Raw genomic sequence first — 18,096 nt, forward strand, 5'->3', positions numbered from 1 at the left:
GGTCCTCTCCTCGCTCTGGGGGTCGTCGGGTCTGTCTCAGTCCGTGGTCCGCGCCCGGGAGGCCACCATCAACTGGCCCAGCGCCAGGCCCCCGTCGCCGGGCGGCACCCGGCGGTGCCGCAGGACCGTGAAGCCGTCCGCGCGCAGGGCGGTCGAACAGGCCGAGGAGAGCAGCGTGTTGGCGAACACCCCGCCCGTCAGGGCGACCGTGTCCAGACCGTGCCGCTCCCGCGCCCGTACGCAGATCCGGTGCACCAGGCCGGCCACGGCCCGGTGGAAACGCGCCGCGATCCGCTCCGGACCGGCGCCCGCCCGCAGATCGTCCACGATCGCCGCGAGCACGGGCGCCGGATCGGCCCGTACCGTGTCCCGGTCCACCACGCCCCGCCCTACCGCATCCCGCTCCGGGCGCAGCGCGAAGGTGTACGCGACGGTGTCCCCGGCGGGCGCCCGCAGCGCCGCACCCTCCAACTCGACGGCGGCCTGGGCCTCGTAGCCCGACCGGTGGCAGACCCCCGCGAGCGACGACACCGCGTCGAAGAGCCGCCCCATGCTGGAGGTGGGCACACAGTTCAGGTTCCGCTCCAACTGCTGTTCCAGCACCCGGAGTTCGTCGGCGGAGCCGGCCGCCGTGCAGGGCAGGTCGGCGGCGCGGGCGAGGCCGGCCGCGCGCAGATGGGAGAGCGCCATCCGGTACGGCCTGCGCACCGCGGCGTCGCCGCCGGGCAACGGCACGTCGGCCAGGGCCCCGAACCGGGTGAAGCCGTCGTAGTCCGCGAGCAGGAACTCCCCGCCCCAGACCGCGCCGTCGTCGCCGTGGCCGGTGCCGTCGAAGGCGACGCCGATCACCGGCCGGGAGCCGTCCAGCCCGTGTTCGGCCATCGCGGCGGCGACATGGGCGTGATGGTGCTGGACACGGACGACGGGCCGGCCGGCCGCGTTCCGGTCGGCCCACCGGGCGGAGCGGTAACCGGGATGCCGGTCGGCGGCCAGGCGCTCCGGCCGTACGCCCGTGATGGACTCCAACTGCCCCACCGCGTGGGCGAAGGCGTGCTGGGTGCCGAGGTCGTCCATGTCTCCGATGTGGGCCGACAGCCAGGCCCGGTCGCCCGCGCCGAGACAGAACACGTTCTTCAGGTCCCCGCCGACGGCGAGCGCCGGGCCGACCGGCAGGGGCAGGGTGAGCGGCAGCGGCGCGTAGCCGCGGGAGCGGCGCAGCACCAGCGGCTCCCCGTCGCAGACGCGCACCACGGAGTCGTCGCAGGGGACGTGGATCGCGCGATCGTGGGTGAGCCAGGCGTCGGCCAGGTGAGCGAGCCGCTCCAGCGCCTCGGTGTCGTCGGTGACGATCGGCTCACCGGAGACGTTCCCGCTGGTCATGACGAGCAGCCGGGGCCCCTCGGGATCACCGGGCAGACCGAGCAGGAGGTGGTGCAGCGGGGTGTACGGCAGCATCACACCGAGATCGGGACTGCCGGGCGCCACGGCCTCGGCGTACGCGCCGCCCGCCGCCGCACCGGGCCGGCGCCGCAGCAGCACGATCGGCCGGGCCGCGTCCTCCAGGAGGGACCGCTCCTCGGGCCCCATCCGCACGAGGGCGCGGATGTCGTCCACGCTCCTGGCCATCACGGCGAACGGCTTGTCGCCCCGCGCCTTGCGGCGGCGCAGCAGGTCGACGGCCGTGCCGTTCGCGGCGTCGCAGGCGAGGTGGTAGCCGCCGAGTCCCTTGACGGCGAGGATCGCGCCGCGGGCCAGCAGAGCGCGGGCCCGGCCAACAGGGTCCATACCGTCGCCGCTCAACTCATCGCCGTCCGCCCGCACCAGCCGCAGCCGCGGTCCGCAGTTCGGGCAGGCGACGGGCTGGGCGTGGAAGCGGCGGTCGGCCGGATCGGCGTACTCGCGGGCGCAGTCGGCGCACATCGGGAAGCCGGACATGGTCGTGTGGGCCCGGTCGTAGGGCAGACCGGTGACGATCGTGAACCGCGGCCCGCAGTGGGTGCAGTTGACGAAGGGATGGCGGTGGCGCCGGTCCGCCGGGTCGGCGAGTTCGGCGAGGCAGTCGGCGCAGGTGGCGGTGTCGGGCGAGACCAGGGTGCGGGCCGGGCCTTCGGTGCGGGAGGCGAGGATCGTGAAGGCGTCGCCGCCGGTGGCGGGCACCTCCTCGTGGTGGACGGACTCCACCCGGGCCAGCGGCGGCGCCTGGGCGGCGATCCGGTCGCAGAACCGGGTCACGGCCCCGGCCGCGCCCTCCACCTCGGCGACGACGCCCTCCGGTGTGTTGGTCACGTGGCCGACGAGGGCGAGTTCGGTGGCGAGGCCGTAGAGGTACGGCCGGAAGCCGACGCCCTGCACCACTCCCCGGACGACGATCCGCCGCCGCAGTGCCGGGGCGCCGGTGACGACGTCCGGCGGGGGCGGCGCAGCGCTCACGGCCGGGGGGCGGCCAGCGGGCCGTGGCCGTCCGCACCCACGCCCTCGACCACACCGAGCCCCGCACCCGGATGCGGATGGTCGTGCGGGTGCGGATGGTCGTGAGGGGCTTCCGACCGCCGAGCCATGACCGGCACATGCGGGGTCGCCCCCGCCGCGGCGGCCAGCGTCCGGTCGAGCAGCGCACCCACCCCTCGCCCGTCCCGGGCCGAGGTCAGCACCACCTCCACCCCGGGGTTGACCCGCTCCACGTTGGCGCGGAAGGCGGCCTCGTCGAAATCGACGGCGTCCGCGATGTCGGTCTTGGTGACCAGGACCAACTGGGCGAGCCCGAAGGCGGTGGGGTACTTGAGCGGCTTGTCCTCGCCCTCGGTCACGGAGGCGAGCACGACCCGCAGGGTCTCCCCCAGGTCGTAGGAGGCGGGGCAGACCAGATTGCCGACGTTCTCCACGAAGAGCACCCGGGTGTCGTCGGGCAGCCAGCCCACCAGGTGTCCGGCGAGCATGCCGGCCTCCAGATGGCACAGTCCGTCGGTGAGCACCTGTTTGACCGGGACGCCCGAGCGCGCCAGGCGGGTGGCGTCGTTCTCGGTGGCGAGGTCGGCGGTCAGCGCGGCCACGGGCACGGACCGTTCGCGGGCCAGCAGCAGTTCGCGTTCCAGCAGGGCGGTCTTGCCGCTGCCGGGGCTGGAGAGCAGGTTGACGACGGTGGTGCCCCGCTCGGTGAGGCGGGTGCGCAGGGTCCGGGCGCTCGCGTCGTTCTTCGCGAGGACGGCCTGCTGGAGGTCGACGGCACGGCACATGGTGTTCAGCACTCCTCGGAGATCGGTTCGCGGTCGGACGCCGGCGCGGGGCCGCCGTCCTCCCACCGCACGCCGGCGATCCGCAGTTCCCGGCCGGAGAGCAGTTCGACGCTGGTCCCGCCGCACGCGGGACAGATCAGGCTCGGTGGCATGCCGACGGCCCAGTCGTGCGCGCAGGGTGTGCAGCGGGCCCGTCCCGGGACGGCCTCGGTGACGAGTTCGGCGCCTTCCAGCAGGGTTCCGGCGCAGGCCAGTTCGAAGCAGAAGGAGAGGGAGTCGGGGACGACGCCGGCCAGTTCGCCGACCTGGAGCCGTACGGTGCGCACCGCCGTGACGTCGCCCGCCTCGGCGGCGGCCGTCTCGACCTGGTCGATCACGGCGAGCGCCACGGACATCTCGTGCATCGGTGCTCTCCACTCCTGCCGGGCCGGTCCTGCCCGGGCCGGGCTTCATTAGAGGCGAGGGGGCCGGGCGGCCCGGCCAGGCACGCCGTCGCCGGGGGCACGGGTACGCCGTTCGCCGCAAGGACGCGGCGAACGGCGTACCCGGCGGGGCGGGCCGGTTCACATACGGCGGATGCGCAGGTAGCGCCTGATGTCGGGGAACACCTCGACGAGCACGGCGGCCACCACGAGGGCGGCGGCGCCGGCGATGACTTTCCTCATTGCGTTCTCCTCACGTGCGGGTCTCGGCGGTGGTGGCCCGGGGCTCCGACGGCTCGTCGTCGCACCGCAGCAGCTCCTCGATCAGCTCCACGGCCCTCGGTACGGCGGCTTCGACCGGCGTGCTGAGTCCGATGGCCTCCTCGATCGAGGCCGGTTCGCAGCCGACGATCAGGACGCGCCGGGGCGGCCGTCCGTCGGTGCCGGCGCACAGGGTGTCCAGCAGCGCGAGGACGGTGTCGGGGGTCATCCGGTGGCCGTCGATCGGCGGGACGCCGCCGCTTCCGGCGCCGGGGCCGTCGTACTCGATGGTGTAGAGGGTGCCGGGGGCCTCGCCGCGGGCCGTGGCGTCGACCAGGACGAGGGTGTCGTAGCCGTCCAGGAGCTGGTAGGCGAGGTGGACGCCGCGGACGCCGATGTCCGCCACCTCGACATGGGGCGGCAGCGGGCGTCCGGTCAGCCGGCGTGCGGTCTCGACGCCGAAGCCGTCGTCGCCGAGGAAGATGTTGCCGATGCCGGCGACCAGGGTGCGCTTCACGGCCGGTCCTCCGGGGCGTCCAGGGGCTCCACTGGGTCCACGGGGTCCAGGGGGACGATCTCGTCCGGCTGGAAGTACAGGTAACGGCCTTGCTCGCGGCGGATGTCGGCGCCCGGGTCGCCCTCGACGGTCACCGCCAGGTGCACCGCGCCGTCGACGTCGTGCAGCACCGCCTCGACGGTCGCGGCGCGGCCCTGGAGGAACAGGTCCTGGGCGTCGGTGTGCCGCAGCCCGGGGCGCAGTTCGACCCGGCTGCCCCGGCCCAGGGAGCGGCCGTCCACGACGATCCGGTCCCGCTCCGGGTCGAAGCCCGCGTCGCTCGCCGGATCCCACCAGGGGGTGTCGGGGCGCTGCACCCCGTGCTCGTCGGGGAAGCCGGCGAAATCGGAGAAGGAGCGGCCGTCGGAGAAGGAGCGGCCGTCGGAGGAGGAGCGGCCGTCCGGCGCGCCACCCGCCTCGCCCGTGATCTCCCGCAGCCCCCGCACCGCCCCGTGCAGCCGTTCCAGCACCTCCGCCGGCATCGAGTCGGCGAGGTCGATGACCGCGGCCGCCCGGGCGTCGGTGCCGCGGGCCTCGCGTTTCTCCTCGTCGGTGAGGGCGGCGGTGCGCAGCGCGAGGATCTCGTCGATCTCGGTGGCGTCGTAGAGCGCGCCGGGGCTCTCCGGGGCGATCGCCGGATGGTCCTCCAGGATGATCGGGGAGGACAGCACGAGGTCCGCGCGGCCGGGTTCACCGGCGAGGACGGGCCAGGTGTGCAGATTGCGGCAGGCGGCGACCGCGCCCTTGGCCCACTCGGGCGGGTCGGTCATCGACAGGAAGGATCCGGCGTCGAGGGCCATGAGGAGGTGGGTGGCGACCAGGGAGTGCGGAAGGGCCGCGTCCCGGTCGGCGGCGTGGCCGGCCGGGGGTGTCCAGGGGGTGGTGTTCTCCACGACGGCGGTCAGGCGCAACACCCGGTAGGGGCCGTCGAGTTCGCGGGCGGACAGCCGTACCCGGCCGGTGATCTCCGCGCACCGCCTGACCAGTCGGCCGACGGTCCGGCCTGCCGCGTCGAGGACGGGTTCGGTGTCCTCGCGGGCGGGGCGCCGAAAGGGCAACGTGACGCCGTCGCCGAGGAGTTCGGCGACCGGTGCGACCACCTCGACGCGTTCCTCGCCGCCTTCGTCCCAGGGCACCAGCACCCGGTCGTCCAGGTGGAGTTCGGGAACGGTCTCGAAGTCGCCGCCGGGCAGGGCGCGTTGCACGGTGCGCCGCCGGGCGTGCAGGAAGCGGACCTCGACGGAGAGCGTCGCCCCGTCCTTGGGTTCCATCAGGCATTCGGTGTGCTGGAAGTCGTGTTCCTCGCAGTCGGCGCCCCAGGCGGGCGGCACGAGGACGCCGAACTGCCAGCGCAGCCGGTTCTTGGCGGCCGAGGCCCGGTAGGGGTAGAGCACATAGCCCTCGAAGAGGACGGCGTCGGCGACCTGCCGGGCGAGGGCGAACCGTTCCTCGGTCCGCGGGGCGAAGGCGGTCACGGTCACGGATCGCTCCTTCCGGTCGTGGCGGTGAGCGCGCGCAACGGGTCGAGCGGGGGCGGGAGTTCGGGTGTCTCCGCGAGCAGTGCCTCGACGGTCGCCTGCCAGGAGGGCAGCGCGTGCCGGGAGCGGTAGGCGAGGAGGGCGTCCATGGTGTCGCGCGGGAGCCGGATCCAGCCGCAGCCGGGGAAGTGCTGCTCCACCATCTCCCGCCAGACGCCGACCGGCATGCGGTAGGCGGCCTCCCGGTCCCACGGGACCGGCTCGACCCGGAAGCCGCCGGGGCCGGTGAACGCCGTACCGGAGAAGAGCATCAGCAGCGGGACCTCGCCGTCGGTGAGGGCGTCGAGGTAGCGGGTCGCGGCGATGTCCATGTCGTAGGTGCAGGGGACGACGAGGTCCGTCTCGGTCTCGCCGGTGAACGACGGGACCATCAGGGGGACTTGGGCGAACTGCACGGGGTGGAGGGTGGTGCCCCAGCGGGCGCGTTCGCCGAAGAGGTCGGTGAGGGAGCCGGCCTCGGCGCTTCCGTAGCCGCGCCGGGCGGGTTCGATCCGGAGCTGGCAGCGCAGCGCGAGGGCGTGCACGGGGGTGTCGCCGGTCGCGGTGATCCGCAGCCGGAAGACGAGGGTGGGTCCGGCCGCGTACCGGTCGGCGCGGACGCCGGTGCAGGCGAAGGAGAACTCGGTCACGGTCCCACCGCCTGCGCGGCGGGCACGGGGCGGGCCTGCCGTCGTACGTCCGTGAAGAAGGCGTCCAGGGCGGCGCGGGCCTCGGCGCCGCCGTCGAAGCCCTGCCACAGCAGGCGCATCCGGCCGACGAGCGCGTAGCAGAGGTCGATCGGGACGAGATGGCACTCAATAGCACCGTCCGTGCGGCGCAACAGGAGTGCTTCCACGTCGGGTTCGAGGAGGTCGGCGAGGCGGGTGCGGCCGAGCACCTCGTTCCAGGTGGCCGGATCGAGTTCGCTCTCGGTGGCGCCTGCCGGGCTCGGGTAGAGGGCGACGAGCCGGTCGAGCGCGGCGTTGCGGAAGAAGAAGGCGACGCCGACGGGGATCTGGAGCGCCTCCCACGCCTGGTCGTCGATGCGGTGGCCGGGGTCGGTGAGCCGGCGGTCGGGGACCGCGCGGAAGCGGCCCGCGGCGGCGCCCGGTGTCTCCATGAGCAGCGCGCAGGGGGCGCAGGCGCAGGCCAGGCTGCGCTGTTCGGTGTCGACGAGGTGGCGGTGGTCCTCGGGGACCACCGCCGCGCACAGTTCGCACCGCTCGGGCCGGGGCGGGCGTTCGCCGAGGAATCTGCGCAGGCCGGCGGTGGACGCGCTCACCGGGTCCTCGTCGGTTCGGGGGCGGATCCGATCTGGAGCAGCGCGGGCGCCTGTTCCATGACGACGTCCTTGACCTCCGGCGCGAAGCAGGCGACGGCCGCCCGCGCCGCCTCCTGGGCGCCCGCGCCGGAGCCGCAGCCGCAGCCGCCGCTCGCCCGGGAGCGCAGGCGCAGGGTGCCGCTCTCCTCGTCGAAGGTCACGACCTCCAGATCGTGTTCGCGCAGACCGGCGACGGCCCGGACGATCCGGGTGTCGCGGTCCTCGGGATGCAGATCGTGCAGGACGAGCAGGCTCGCCACCAGGTCGTCGCCGAGCAGCCGGGCGGCGGGGTCGCCGGGGGCGTCGGCCAGCAGGTGGAGGACGCGGGCGAGGCCGGCGCCGTAGAAGTCCATGAGGGAGCGGACGAGTTCCTCGGCGGCGGCCGCGGCGGCGGGGTCGCCGCTCGTGGCCAGCCGGTCGAGGACCTCTTCGATCCGCCGTCCGGTCTGCTCGGCGTCCACGGGGCGCGGCGCGGTGGCGGGCGCGGCGTGCGCGGTGGACTCGGCGGTCTCGGTGGTCTCGGCGGTCTCGGTGGACGCGGTGGGCGCGCTCATCCGCCGAGTCCGCTCAGTCCGGTGGGCACGTGCATCGTCTTCACGGTCTTGCCGCCGCCGACGTACATGTGGACGCCGCAGGGCAGACAGGGGTCGAAGCTGCGGACGGCCCGCATGATGTCGATGCCCTTGAAGTTCTCCGGGGAGTTCTCCTCGAAGATCGGGGTGTTCTGCACGGCGTCCTCGTACGGTCCCGGGGTGCCGTAGGAGTCGCGGACGCTGGCGTTCCACGGGGTCGGCGGGTACGGGTGGTAGTTGGCGATCTTGCCGTCGCGGATGACCATGTGGTGGGAGAGGACGCCGCGTACGGCCTCGGTGAAGCCGCAGCCGATGCTCTCGTCGGGGACCTCGAACTTCTCCCAGGTCTGGGTGCGTCCGGCGCGGACCTCCTCGAGGCCCTTCTCCGCGAAGTGCAGGGCGACGGCGGCGGCGTACGCCTGGAAGTAGGTGCGCGCCCGGTTGCGTTCCAGGGCGTTGGACCACTTCGGGATCTTCCACTCGAAGGTGGTCTCCGGCTTGGTCAGGGTGCGCGGCAGGTTGATGACGACGCTGTGGCCGGTGGCCTTGACGTAGCCGACGTCGACGAGCCCGGACAGGGCGGTGGACCACAGGCGGGCGATGGGGCCGCCGCCGGTGTCGAGGGCGAGGTGCTCCTTGCCGTCGAACCAGCGGGGCGACATGACCCAGCTGTACTTGTCGTCGAAGTTCCGCTTCTGCGGGGCGGGGATGGTGTGCTGGTTCCACGGGTGGCGCGGGTCCACCGGGTTGCCGAGCGGGTCCTGGGTGACGAACTGCTCCTGGCCCTGCCAGTCCTCGTAGTAGGAGCTGCCGAGCAGGATGCGGATGCCGAGGTTGATCTCGGTGAGGTCGTTGGTGACGAGCTTGCCGTCGACGACGACACCGGGGGTGACGAACATCCGCCGGCCCCAGTCCGTCATGTTGGCGTAGGTGAAGTCGCAGTACTCGGGGTCGTTGAGCGCGCCCCAGCAGCCGAGCAGGACGCGGCGGCGGCCGACCTCCTCGTAGCCGGGCAGGGCCTCGTAGAAGAAGTCGAACAGGTCGTCGTGGAGGGGGACGACCCGCTTCATGAACTCCACGTACCGCATGAGGCGGCTCAGGTAGTCGGTGAAGAGCTGGACGGAGGCGATGGTGCCGACGCCGCCCGGGTAGAGGGTGGAGGGGTGCACATGGCGGCCCTCCATGAGACAGAACATCTCGCGCGTGTACCGGCTGACCTGGAGGGCCTCGCGGTAGAACTCGCCCTCCAGGGGGTTCAGCGAGCGCATGATGTCGGCGATGGTGCGGTAGCCGTGCTCGGCGGCGTGCGGGGCCTCGGTGCGCTCGGCGAGTTCGAGCACACCGGGGTTGGTCTCCTTGACCATCTTTTCGCAGTAGTCGACCCCGACCAGGTTCTCCTGGAAGATGTTGTGGTCGAACATGTACTCCGCGGACTCGCCGAGGTTGATGATCCACTCCCCGAGGTGCGGGGGCTTCACGCCGTACGCCATGTTCTGCGCGTACACCGAGCACGTGGCGTGGTTGTCGCCGCAGATCCCGCAGATGCGGCTGGTGATGAAGTGGGCGTCGCGAGGGTCCTTGCCGCGCATGAAGACGCTGTAGCCGCGGAAGACGGACGAGGTGCTGTAGCACTCCGCGACCCGCTTCTGCTTGAAGTCGATCTTCGTGTGGATGCCCAGGGAGCCCACGATCCGGGTGATCGGGTCCCAGGCCATCTCCACCAGGCCGCTGCCGTCGCCGGCCGCCTTCGTGCTCGCTGCCATCTCTGTGCCGTGCCCTTCGTTGCGGGAAGTCGTGCGGGTGGGGGTGCGGAGGGGGTGCGGATGGGGGTGCGGATGGGTGAGGTCGCGCGGAACCTGCCGGTGGGGTGCGGATGGGGGTGCGGATGGGTGAGGTCGCGCGGAACCTGCCGGTGGGGTGCGGATCAGGGGCGACGGGCCGTCACCAGGGCGGCTGGTAGCCGGTGGTGATCTTGTCGCCGGTACGGCGCCACTTGGGCTCCTTGTCCACGGTCCGCGCCGTGATGGTGCGCAGCCTGCGGACCACGGCGCCGTACGCGCCGCTGGCCGTGCTGGAGACCTTCGCGCCGGGAGGCTCGTCCATGAACGGCATGAACTTGTCGGGGAAGCCGGGCATGGTGCAGGCGATACAGATGCCGCCGACGTTCGGACAGCCGCCGATGCCGTTCATCCAGCCGCGCTTGGGCACGTTGCACTTGACGACGGGACCCCAACAGCCGATCTTCACCAGGCACTTGGGCGAGTCGTACGTCGTCGCGAACTCGCCCTGCTCGTAGTAGCCGGCCCGGTCGCAGCCCTCGTGGACGGTCGCCCCGAACAGCCAGGTCGGGCGCAGCTTGTCGTCCAGCGGGATCATCGGCGCCGATCCGGCGGCCTGGTAGAGCAGGTAGGTGAGCGTCTCGGAGAAGTTGTCCGGCTGGATCGGACAGCCGGGCACGCACACGATCGGGATGCCCGCCTTGGACTTCCAGTCCCAGCCGAGGTAGTCCGGCACGCCCATCGCGCCGGTCGGGTTGCCCGCCATCGCGTGGATGCCGCCGTACGTGGCACAGGTGCCGATGGCGACGACGGCCAGGGCCTTCGGCGCGAGGCGGTCGATCCACTCGCTGGTGGTGATGGGCTGGCCGGTCTCGGGGTTGTCGCCGAAGCCGCACCAGTAGCCCTCGGGCTTGATCGCCTCGTTGGGGATGGACCCCTCGACGACCAGCACGAACGGGTCGATCTCGCCGCGCTCCCCCTTGAAGAACCATTCGATGAACGTGTCCGCGCCGCCGATCGGGCCGCACTCGAAGTCGATCAGCGGCCAGTGCACGGCGATCTTCGGCAGACCCGGCAGCACGCCGAGGACGATCTCCTCGATGCTGGGCTGCATGGCCGCCGTGAGCGCGACCGAGTCGCCGTCGCAGCTCAGCCCCGCGTTGATCCAGAGGATGTGGATCGTGGGGCTCTCTTCGGCGGGCGTGCCCGTGGCGTCGTCAGCGCCCACCGTCTTCGCCTTCGCCTCAGTCATGGGGACCGCCTCCTGGGGAGGTTTGGGATGAAAGACTTGGTTTCGCCGGTATCCGGCATTTCGACCCTCGACGTTCTTGGTATCAGCCGTGGGGGCGCGACGGGACGCCATGGGGGGCCGTTCCGGTGAATCTGCCGCCGGAGGGGTTCGAGGAGGTTTGAGACGCCGGGGAGACGAAACGGGCGAGATGCGGCGGGGTCGCGTCAGGGCGCCGCTTGGTGACGAAGGCGTGACGGAGGGTGTGGTACGGCGCGGCCGGGTCGTCGAAGGTCGCGCGCATCCGGGTCAGCTCGGCCTCGCGGACGGCGGCCAGCGGGGTCTCGGCCTCGCGGCGCTGCTGTTCCGTCTTCTTCGCGGTGATCCGGGCCGCCGTCGCCGGGCGGGACGCCAGGTGGGCCGCCAGGGCGCCGGTCTCGGCGGCGAACGCGCCGGGCGCGCAGTCCAGGACCCGGTCGACGAGCCCCAGCCGCAGGGCGCCGGCCGCGCTCACGGGCAGCGCCCGGTCCATGAGCCGCTCGGCCGCCGCCGGGCCGACCCTGCGGGGCAGGGTGTGGGTCCAGTACTCGGAGCCGTAGAGCCCCATGAGGCGGTAGTGCGGGTTCAGCACGGCTCCGGCGCGGCACCACACCTCGTCGGCGGCCAGGGCGAGCATCACCCCGCCGGCGGCGGCGTTGCCCGCGACGGCCGCGACCACCAGCCGGTCCGTGGTCGTCAGGACGGCCTCGACCAGGTCGTCGATGGCCTCGATGTTCGCCCGGGACTCGGCGGCGGAGTCGGCGGCGGCCTCGATGACGTTGAGGTGGATGCCGTTGGAGAAGAAGTCCCGCTCGCCGCCGAGCAGCAGCACCGAGGTGGGGCGGGCGCACGCCTCCCGGTAGGCGGCGAGCAGACGACGGCAGCGGTCGGTGCTCATGGCGCCGCCGGGGAAGGACCAGGAGAGCCGGCCGACGGCGCCGTCCTCCCGGTAGCGGATGTCCGCCCAGGACGACGGGTCGCCGTCGTCGGGCAGTCCGGGCAGGACGGGCGGGGCGTGCTCGGGCAGCGGGGGCAGCAGGTCGCCGAGGGCGAGGACGGCGGGCAGCTTGAAGGTGGGCGGACCACCGGGCAGCCGCCGGGCGCGCACCTCGGGGATCCATACCGCGCCGTCCGCGGTCGCCCGGCAGACCGCCCCGGCCCGGGTGGCCAGCAGCTCGCCCGGACGCCCGCGCAGTACGCCCTCGGGGTGGCCTCCGTGCAGATACCACTCCGCGCCGAGCAGCTCGTCCAGCACACCCGGCTGCGAGTCGGCCGCCCGCAGTTTGCGCACGACGGTCGCGGTGGGGTCGGCGGCCCAGTCGATCCGCCGCACGCCCTGGCCGAGATACGGCCGCACCCGCACGGCCGTGCCGTCCTGCGGCCGGGGCGCGTAGCTCCCGTCGGCGAAGCGCGCCACCGCGACCAGGACGGCGGCAAGCGCGGCGTCGGCGATCTCCCCGCGGTACAGGTCGCTCTTGGCCACCGGAGGCACCCGGCAGGGCATGGTCGCCCACACGTCCCCGGCGTCCATCTCCGCGTCGGCCTGGAGCACGGTGACGCCCCACTCCTCGGCCCCGTCATGGATCGCCCAGTCCAGCGAGGACGGCCCCCGGTCGCCGGGCGGCCCCGGATGCACGATCAGACAGGTGTACGCCGACCACACCTCTTCGGGGATCGCCGTACGCAGCATCGGCGCGACGACGAGCTGCGGATCGTGCCGGCGCACGGCCTCCGTCAACGCCCCTTCCGCCAGGGCGAGTTCCACGGCCACGGCATGACCGCGGTCGCGCAGTTCGGCGTGGACGCGCTGGGTGAGGCTGTTGAACGCACTGGCGACGAGCAGAATCCGCACGACGACCCCGTCCGGACGAAGGACCTGCCGGGACACCCCGGCCGCCTGAGATCCTCAACCGCGGCGGGGCGCCGCCCCTGGAGACAGACGGCGGGGTCATCCGAAAGCGCGGAGGACTCGGCCGTCCGGGCTCATCGGAGCGCCGTCACCCCGGTGGGCGGAGGCCCGTGGTCAGGCGTTGCCAGAAGGTGCGGGTGGCGCCGAAGTGGGTCTCGTGGGTCCAGATGTGGGTGCAGGACGGGCACTGGAGGTGCAGCAGGCTGCCGGTGTTGGACAGGAGGTAGCGCCAGTGCGTGGAGCAGCTACGGCCCGCGGCGCACGGGTCGCAGCCCTGCCGGTCGTCGCAGTTCGGGCAGGCCACCCAGGCGCGGCGGCCGATGTCGGCCTGCGGGTCAAGCGGCAGCATGGCCGTCGTCCGCTCGCGGGGGCAGCACACCGGCCGCGACCAGCTCGTCGTAGAGCCGCTGCTGATCGGCGTCGAGGCCGGAGTACAGCAGGGCGTACGCCTGCTGCTCGCCGCGGAGGGCCTCGCCGGGGTCCCAGTCGGGGCCGAGGGCGTCCAGGACATGCGCCCGCCGGAGCAGTTCGTGCGCGCTCAGGTCCACGTCGAAGCCGGCCGGTTCGGTGGGGAAGGTGGGGCCATGGGAGGACATGCGACCGAACGTAGGTAACCCTTACCTGCCGAGGCAAGAGCAGGTGGGGGAAGTCACAGGTGCCACAGGTGTCCCGGGGGCCGGTTCAGGCGGCGGTGTAGCCGAGCTGCCGTCGCATGTACGGCGTCATGAGCGTCCGCGCCTTCGCCAGGACGGCGGTGCGGCCGCCGAGGACGGCGGTGTCGCCGCCCGGCACCGGCAGCACGGTCAGTCCGTCGGCCTGGCCGAAGGGCACGATGATCGGGGTGCGCTCGGCGGGGCGGTAGCGGCGGGGCTCCCTGCGGTGCCGGGGCGTGCCGCGCAGATGGGCGCGGATGTTGTGGGCGGCCAGGTCGGCCTGGGCGTGCGCGGCGGGGGTGATCTTGAGGGCGGTGGCGTCGTTGACGTCGCCGACCGCGTACACGTCCGGCCGGCCGTCGACCCGGAGCGTGGGGTCGACCTTGACGTGCCCGGCCGCGTTCAGCCAGCCGCCGAGCCCGGCAAGGCGCAGCCAGAGCGTGTTGGGGGTGGTGCCGGTCGCCCAGAAGGAGAGGTCCGCGTGGACGAGGCCGCCGTGCGCGTCGCGGTAGGTGCCGAAGTCGTTGCCGGGGGACATGAACGCGTCGAGCAGGACCTCGACGTCGTGGGACTCCAGCCAGGCCAGGGCCCTGCGTCCGGCCCGCTCGCTGCCGGTGGAGTTGAGCAGCGCGGACCCGGCGTGCGCGAGGGTGACCCGGGCGTCGGGTCTGGCCAGCCGTATCTCGGCGCCGAGTTCGACCCCGGAGGGTCCGCCGCCGACGACGAGGACGTGCTCGGCGGTGGCGACCTTGCGCTGATGCGAGGCGAACGACTTCATCGCCTCCGCGGTGGTCGCGCCGCTGAACCGGGCCGGTTCGGGGTAGTCGGCGCCGGTGGCGATCACCACGACGTCGTACGGCAGTTGCTCCCCCGTCGCCAGCACGACCTGGCGCCGCTCGGTGTCGATGCGCAGCGCCTTGCCCACGACGACACGGCCGTTGCGCAGGAGCCGGTCGTAGGGGATGAAGGGGGTCGCCGACCATTCGGGGCGCACCCCGGCCCGCAGGGCGGCGACCCGGTGGAAGAAGACGTCCTTGCGGTCCACGACGGTGACCCGCGCGGCCGCGTCCAGCCGCCTGGCCAGCCTCACCCCCGCGTATCCGCCGCCGATCACCACTACTTCGCCGTCGCGCACGCACGTCTCCTGCCGGCCTCGGGATGGGTGGCGACGAGCGTAGCGATTGAAGTTTGAAGTGCGCAGGGGTTGGTGTGGGAATTCTGTGAAGTGCCGTACGGAATATGGCCGTTCGGCCGGTCAGGACACGACACCACCGACGCTGGCGACCCACACACGCAGGGGCGGAAGACCGGGGCCGTCGCCGTCCAGGAAGCCCGCGACGATCGGCTCCAGCTCGCGCGTCGGCACGTGGTTGCTCCGGAACGGCAGCTCCTGAGCCGTCACCGACCCCACGCAACAACGGAGTTGACCGGCTTGCTCGTCATGCCACACGTAGAAGGTGGCCGCCCCCGTGAAGCCCAGCGCACGGATCCGGATCCGCAGGGCCGCCGCGACGCCCTCAAGTGCGGTCACCACCTCGGACACGGTCAGCGACCGCCGCTCCTCGTCGCCCGTGCCCAGCCACCAGGTGTTGGTGTCCAGCTCCGCCTGGTGATCGGAGGGGTCCAACAGCATGGGTTCCTGGGCGACTTCGGCGATCCACGTCAACAGCACGCCCGTAGTGTCGCAGCGGGAACTGATCCAGTGCCCACTCTCCTGCGCTTTGTTCTCAGACTTCAGTCTCGGTGGTCTCGAACCAGGCGGGTTCGTCGGACAGGGCCTGCTTGATCCGGAACACCTGGCGTTCCCGCATGGGCGGCAGGGCGTCCACGGAGAACCAGCCGACCTCGACCGACTCGTCGTCGTTGACGCGCGCCTCTCCGCCGACGGCCCGGCAGCGGAACGTGACGTCCATGAACTGGCACTGGTCACCGTTGGGGTACTCGACGCGCCTGCCCGACCGGATCAGCGCGATGCGCTCGGGGACGCAGCGCACGCCGGTCTCCTCGTACACCTCCCGCACGGCACAGTCCGCGGGCTGCTCACCGGGATCGGGGATCCCCGAGATCACACACCACTCGAGATTGTCGGCCCGCTTCCCCAGCAACACCCGCCCCGCCCCGTCGACCACAACGGCACTCACACCAGGCAGCCACAACAACTGATGACCGGCGGAGGCCCGAATCTCGGTGATGAACTCAGGAGTAGGCATACACCGACCCTAACGGTCCACTCCGGGTTCACCGGAAGGCGCACATGGGGGGAGGAGGGGGCACGGCGAGGGCAAGGCGCCTGGTGGGCGGGGCGGGCGCGCTGCTCGCTCTCTCCCCGGCCATGTACCGAGCGGCGCCCGACAAGCCGCGCATTGGGACGCGGCGGAGTGCCGGACCGTCCCCCCCCCGGCGCGACGCCGACAGGGGCGGACCGCTCCGACGCATGGCGGTCCTCCTACGGCAAGCAACTTGCGGTGGCGGCCGAACGGCCAGATGGCGAACAGCGTCGGACAGCGGACGGTGCACCGAGCTGCGCGCCCACGTGCGCCGCGGAGCGGAATGGAGCGCCCGCACCCGGCACGGCAGGCCGGGCGGCAGAGCCTTGGGCAGGTGCCAGGCTGGTTGAGCAGGAGCGGAATGCGCCCCGTCCGGGCACCAGCCCGCTAGCCTCACGGACCCGGCATCACCCCCGGCCCAGGCCCCATGTCCTGGAACTTGGAGGGCGTTGGCTAGGGCCGCAGCCGGAGACCTGAAGCCGGGGGCCGTGGCCGCAAGCCACGGACCGGCCGGGAAGCCGGGAAGCCGGGAGGCGTCACCAGGGCGATGCACGTCGGGAGCAGGCCACCGCCGTGATCAATCAGCGCATGCCCCCTCCCGCCAAGACCTCAACAGGCAAGGGTGCCGACGGCCAGCGACCAGGCGCCGCAGGCCGTGGGCCGGGCTGCAGTCGGCGGTCGGCACCCGGCGAGGCGGCTACTGCACCGCCGCCCCCCGACGTCCCCGCACCGCCCCCGCGACCGCCCAGCCCAGACCTCCCGCCGCCACGGCCAGCAGCGCGATCTCCGGCAGAACCCCAAGCCTCGTCGCCGGTGTCTCCGTCGAGCGGAGCGGGATCTTCTGGACCAGGGAGTCGGCCACGAACATGCCGGTCTTCTGGGTGATCCGGCCGTCCGGCATGATGATCGCGCTGACGCCGCTGGTCACCGGGACGGTCACCGTGCGGCTGTGTTCGACCGCGCGGACCCGGGACATGGCGAGCTGCTGGTAGGTCATCTCGCTGCGGTCGAAGGTCGCGTTGTTGCTGGGGACGGAGATGAGCTGGGCGCCGTCGGTGACCTCGGAGCGCACGGCCCAGTCGAACGCGGCCTCGTAGCAGGTGACGAGGCCGACCTTCGCACCGTCCATGGTGAAGACACCCGGCTTCGTGCCCCGGCTGAAGTCCTGGCGGACCATCGACGTCCACTCGCTGTTGATCGCGCCGATCAGCGACCGCAGCGGCAGGTACTCGCCGAACGGCTGGATCTGCCGCTTGTCGTACGTCTGGGTGGGGCCCTTCACCGGGTCCCACAGGATCTGCTCGTTGTAGAGCTTGCCGTCCCGTTCGACGACGCCGCCGACCGAGATGGGCGCGCCGATCGCCTTGGCCGCCTTGTCGATGACCTCGGCCGCGTCGGCGTAGGCGAAGGGGTCGATGTCGGAGGAGTTCTCCGGCCACAGCACGAAGTCGGGCCGAGCCACCTTCCCGGCCTTGACCTCGGCGGCCAGCCGCTCCGTCTCGCGCGCGTGGTAGTCGAGAACGGCGCGGCGCTGGGAGTTGAAGTCCAGGCCGAGCCGGGGCACGTTGCCCTGGATGACAGCGACCGTGGCGGTGCCGTCCTCCGCAGTGTCGCTCACCAGGGTGCGCGCGGCGAGAGCGCCCGCGAACGGGAGGGCCAGGCTGAGCAGCGCGACGACCGCGGCCGGCCGCCGGATCTCACCGGTGCGCCGCCGCTCCACGCCGAGCCGGATCAGCTCGCCGAGGCCGAAGCCGCCGAGGACGACCGCGAAGCCCAGGACGGGCGTGCCGCCCACCGCGGCGAGCGGCAGGAACACCCCGTCCGCCTGGCCGAAGGCGATCTTGCCCCAGGGGAAGCCGTTGAACGGGGCACGCGCGCGTGCCGCCTCGCCGGCGATCCAGAGGGCGGCCGCCCACACGGGCCAGCCGGGCAGCTTCGACACCGCGGCGATCCCGACGCCGACCAGGGCGACGAAGACCGCCTCGATCGCCACCAGGGCGAGCCAGGGGCCGGGGCCGACCTCGACGCCCGTCCACACCAGCAGCGGCAGCAGGAAGCCGAGCCCGAAGAGATAGCCGAGTCCGAGGGCCGCCTTCCAGCTTCGGCCGCGCAGGACCCAGCCGAAGCCCGCGAAGGCCGGCAGGGCCAGCCACCACAGGGTGCGCGGCGGGAAGCTGACGTAGAGCAGCACTCCGAAGAGCGCCGCTGCGGCGGCCGGGAGGAGGCGGCGCAGGAGCCTGGCGCCGCGCGACACCGGCGCGGCCTGGGGCTCCAGCCGGTCCGGCCGGTCCACGGAAGTTGCGGTGACGGTCACTCGGGGAGTGTACGGCGGGTCGCCGC

General features: G+C 72.9%; 18 protein-coding genes. All 18 read right to left on the reverse strand.

What is annotated here, in order from left to right:
• Nucleotides 1-36: 36 nt before the first annotated feature.
• The 18 genes from hypF to lnt all read right to left on the reverse strand — a co-directional run bounded on the left by hypF (nt 37) and on the right by lnt (nt 18,070).
• Nucleotides 37-2,430 (reverse strand): carbamoyltransferase HypF, encoded by a 2,394-nt coding sequence (hypF, locus tag AFM16_RS03925; protein WP_078632408.1) that lies wholly within the window; start codon nt 2,428-2,430, stop codon nt 37-39.
• Nucleotides 2,427-3,233 (reverse strand): hydrogenase nickel incorporation protein HypB, encoded by an 807-nt coding sequence (hypB, locus tag AFM16_RS03930; protein ID WP_078632410.1) that lies wholly within the window; start codon nt 3,231-3,233, stop codon nt 2,427-2,429. Before hypB ends, hypF begins: the two co-directional genes overlap by 4 nt.
• Before the next feature lie 5 nt (nt 3,234-3,238).
• Complete coding sequence (locus AFM16_RS03935) at nt 3,239-3,637, reverse strand: hydrogenase maturation nickel metallochaperone HypA/HybF (protein ID WP_030787137.1); 399 nt, start codon at nt 3,635-3,637, stop codon at nt 3,239-3,241.
• Nucleotides 3,638-3,796: 159 nt separating this feature from the next.
• A complete protein-coding gene (locus AFM16_RS40735) occupies nt 3,797-3,898 on the reverse strand; it encodes a DUF6893 family small protein (RefSeq protein ID WP_373010688.1) in 102 nt (33 codons plus the stop codon).
• A gap of 10 nt (nt 3,899-3,908) precedes the next feature.
• Nucleotides 3,909-4,433, reverse strand: coding sequence for a hydrogenase maturation protease (locus AFM16_RS03940; protein WP_078632412.1), 525 nt, complete (start codon nt 4,431-4,433; stop codon nt 3,909-3,911).
• Nucleotides 4,430-5,953 carry a hypothetical protein gene (locus tag AFM16_RS03945; RefSeq protein ID WP_078632414.1) on the reverse strand — a complete coding sequence of 508 codons (1,524 nt, stop codon included), beginning with the start codon at nt 5,951-5,953 and terminating at the stop codon, nt 4,430-4,432. The genes AFM16_RS03940 and AFM16_RS03945 overlap by 4 nt, the downstream gene beginning before the upstream one ends.
• Entirely contained in the window at nt 5,950-6,639 is a 690-nt protein-coding gene (locus AFM16_RS03950; protein WP_030787132.1) for a DUF6084 family protein, read from the reverse strand. Before AFM16_RS03950 ends, AFM16_RS03945 begins: the two co-directional genes overlap by 4 nt.
• Nucleotides 6,636-7,271 (reverse strand): DUF5947 family protein, encoded by a 636-nt coding sequence (locus AFM16_RS03955; protein ID WP_030787131.1) that lies wholly within the window; start codon nt 7,269-7,271, stop codon nt 6,636-6,638. Before AFM16_RS03955 ends, AFM16_RS03950 begins: the two co-directional genes overlap by 4 nt.
• The gene (locus tag AFM16_RS03960; protein ID WP_245177629.1) at nt 7,268-7,864 is read right to left on the reverse strand and encodes a NifU-related iron-sulfur-binding protein; all 597 of its coding nucleotides are present in this window, start codon (nt 7,862-7,864) and stop codon (nt 7,268-7,270) included. Before AFM16_RS03960 ends, AFM16_RS03955 begins: the two co-directional genes overlap by 4 nt.
• Nucleotides 7,861-9,645, reverse strand: coding sequence for a nickel-dependent hydrogenase large subunit (locus AFM16_RS03965; protein WP_030787129.1), 1,785 nt, complete (start codon nt 9,643-9,645; stop codon nt 7,861-7,863). The genes AFM16_RS03960 and AFM16_RS03965 overlap by 4 nt, the downstream gene beginning before the upstream one ends.
• A 178-nt stretch (nt 9,646-9,823) precedes the next feature.
• Complete coding sequence (locus tag AFM16_RS03970) at nt 9,824-10,912, reverse strand: NADH-quinone oxidoreductase subunit B family protein (protein ID WP_030787127.1); 1,089 nt, start codon at nt 10,910-10,912, stop codon at nt 9,824-9,826.
• An 82-nt stretch (nt 10,913-10,994) separates the two neighbouring features.
• A complete protein-coding gene (locus AFM16_RS03975) occupies nt 10,995-12,779 on the reverse strand; it encodes an enoyl-CoA hydratase-related protein (RefSeq protein ID WP_030787124.1) in 1,785 nt (594 codons plus the stop codon).
• Between the two features lie 145 nt (nt 12,780-12,924).
• Nucleotides 12,925-13,185 (reverse strand): hypothetical protein, encoded by a 261-nt coding sequence (locus AFM16_RS03980; protein ID WP_030787122.1) that lies wholly within the window; start codon nt 13,183-13,185, stop codon nt 12,925-12,927.
• Nucleotides 13,172-13,432, reverse strand: coding sequence for a DUF6400 family protein (locus tag AFM16_RS03985; protein WP_030787119.1), 261 nt, complete (start codon nt 13,430-13,432; stop codon nt 13,172-13,174). Before AFM16_RS03985 ends, AFM16_RS03980 begins: the two co-directional genes overlap by 14 nt.
• An 85-nt stretch (nt 13,433-13,517) precedes the next feature.
• On the reverse strand, nt 13,518-14,624 hold the full coding sequence (locus tag AFM16_RS03990) for an NAD(P)/FAD-dependent oxidoreductase (protein ID WP_030787116.1): 1,107 nt from the start codon (nt 14,622-14,624) through the stop codon (nt 13,518-13,520).
• Nucleotides 14,625-14,744: 120 nt separating this feature from the next.
• On the reverse strand, nt 14,745-15,161 hold the full coding sequence (locus tag AFM16_RS03995; protein ID WP_078632416.1) for a hypothetical protein: 417 nt from the start codon (nt 15,159-15,161) through the stop codon (nt 14,745-14,747).
• A 55-nt stretch (nt 15,162-15,216) separates the two neighbouring features.
• The gene (locus tag AFM16_RS04000; protein WP_030787111.1) at nt 15,217-15,699 is read right to left on the reverse strand and encodes an NUDIX hydrolase; all 483 of its coding nucleotides are present in this window, start codon (nt 15,697-15,699) and stop codon (nt 15,217-15,219) included.
• A gap of 754 nt (nt 15,700-16,453) precedes the next feature.
• Complete coding sequence (lnt, locus tag AFM16_RS04005) at nt 16,454-18,070, reverse strand: apolipoprotein N-acyltransferase (RefSeq protein ID WP_078632418.1); 1,617 nt, start codon at nt 18,068-18,070, stop codon at nt 16,454-16,456.
• Nucleotides 18,071-18,096 lie beyond the last annotated feature (26 nt).

The organism is Streptomyces antibioticus (assembly GCF_002019855.1).
Lineage (GTDB): Bacteria > Actinomycetota > Actinomycetes > Streptomycetales > Streptomycetaceae > Streptomyces > Streptomyces antibioticus_B.

Bases quoted from the DNA above. Each gene is read 5' to 3' on its own strand.
- AFM16_RS03980 (WP_030787122.1), bottom strand. From the start codon at position 13,185: ATGCTGCCGCTTGACCCGCAGGCCGACATCGGCCGCCGCGCCTGGGTG.
- AFM16_RS03960 (WP_245177629.1), bottom strand. From the start codon at position 7,864: ATGAGCGCGCCCACCGCGTCCACCGAGACCGCCGAGACCACCGAGACC.
- AFM16_RS40735 (WP_373010688.1), bottom strand. From the start codon at position 3,898: ATGAGGAAAGTCATCGCCGGCGCCGCCGCCCTCGTGGTGGCCGCCGTG.
- AFM16_RS03965 (WP_030787129.1), bottom strand. From the start codon at position 9,645: ATGGCAGCGAGCACGAAGGCGGCCGGCGACGGCAGCGGCCTGGTGGAG.
- AFM16_RS03970 (WP_030787127.1), bottom strand. From the start codon at position 10,912: ATGACTGAGGCGAAGGCGAAGACGGTGGGCGCTGACGACGCCACGGGC.
- AFM16_RS04000 (WP_030787111.1), bottom strand. From the start codon at position 15,699: ATGCCTACTCCTGAGTTCATCACCGAGATTCGGGCCTCCGCCGGTCAT.
- AFM16_RS03985 (WP_030787119.1), bottom strand. From the start codon at position 13,432: ATGTCCTCCCATGGCCCCACCTTCCCCACCGAACCGGCCGGCTTCGAC.
- hypB (WP_078632410.1), bottom strand. From the start codon at position 3,233: ATGTGCCGTGCCGTCGACCTCCAGCAGGCCGTCCTCGCGAAGAACGAC.
- AFM16_RS03935 (WP_030787137.1), bottom strand. From the start codon at position 3,637: ATGCACGAGATGTCCGTGGCGCTCGCCGTGATCGACCAGGTCGAGACG.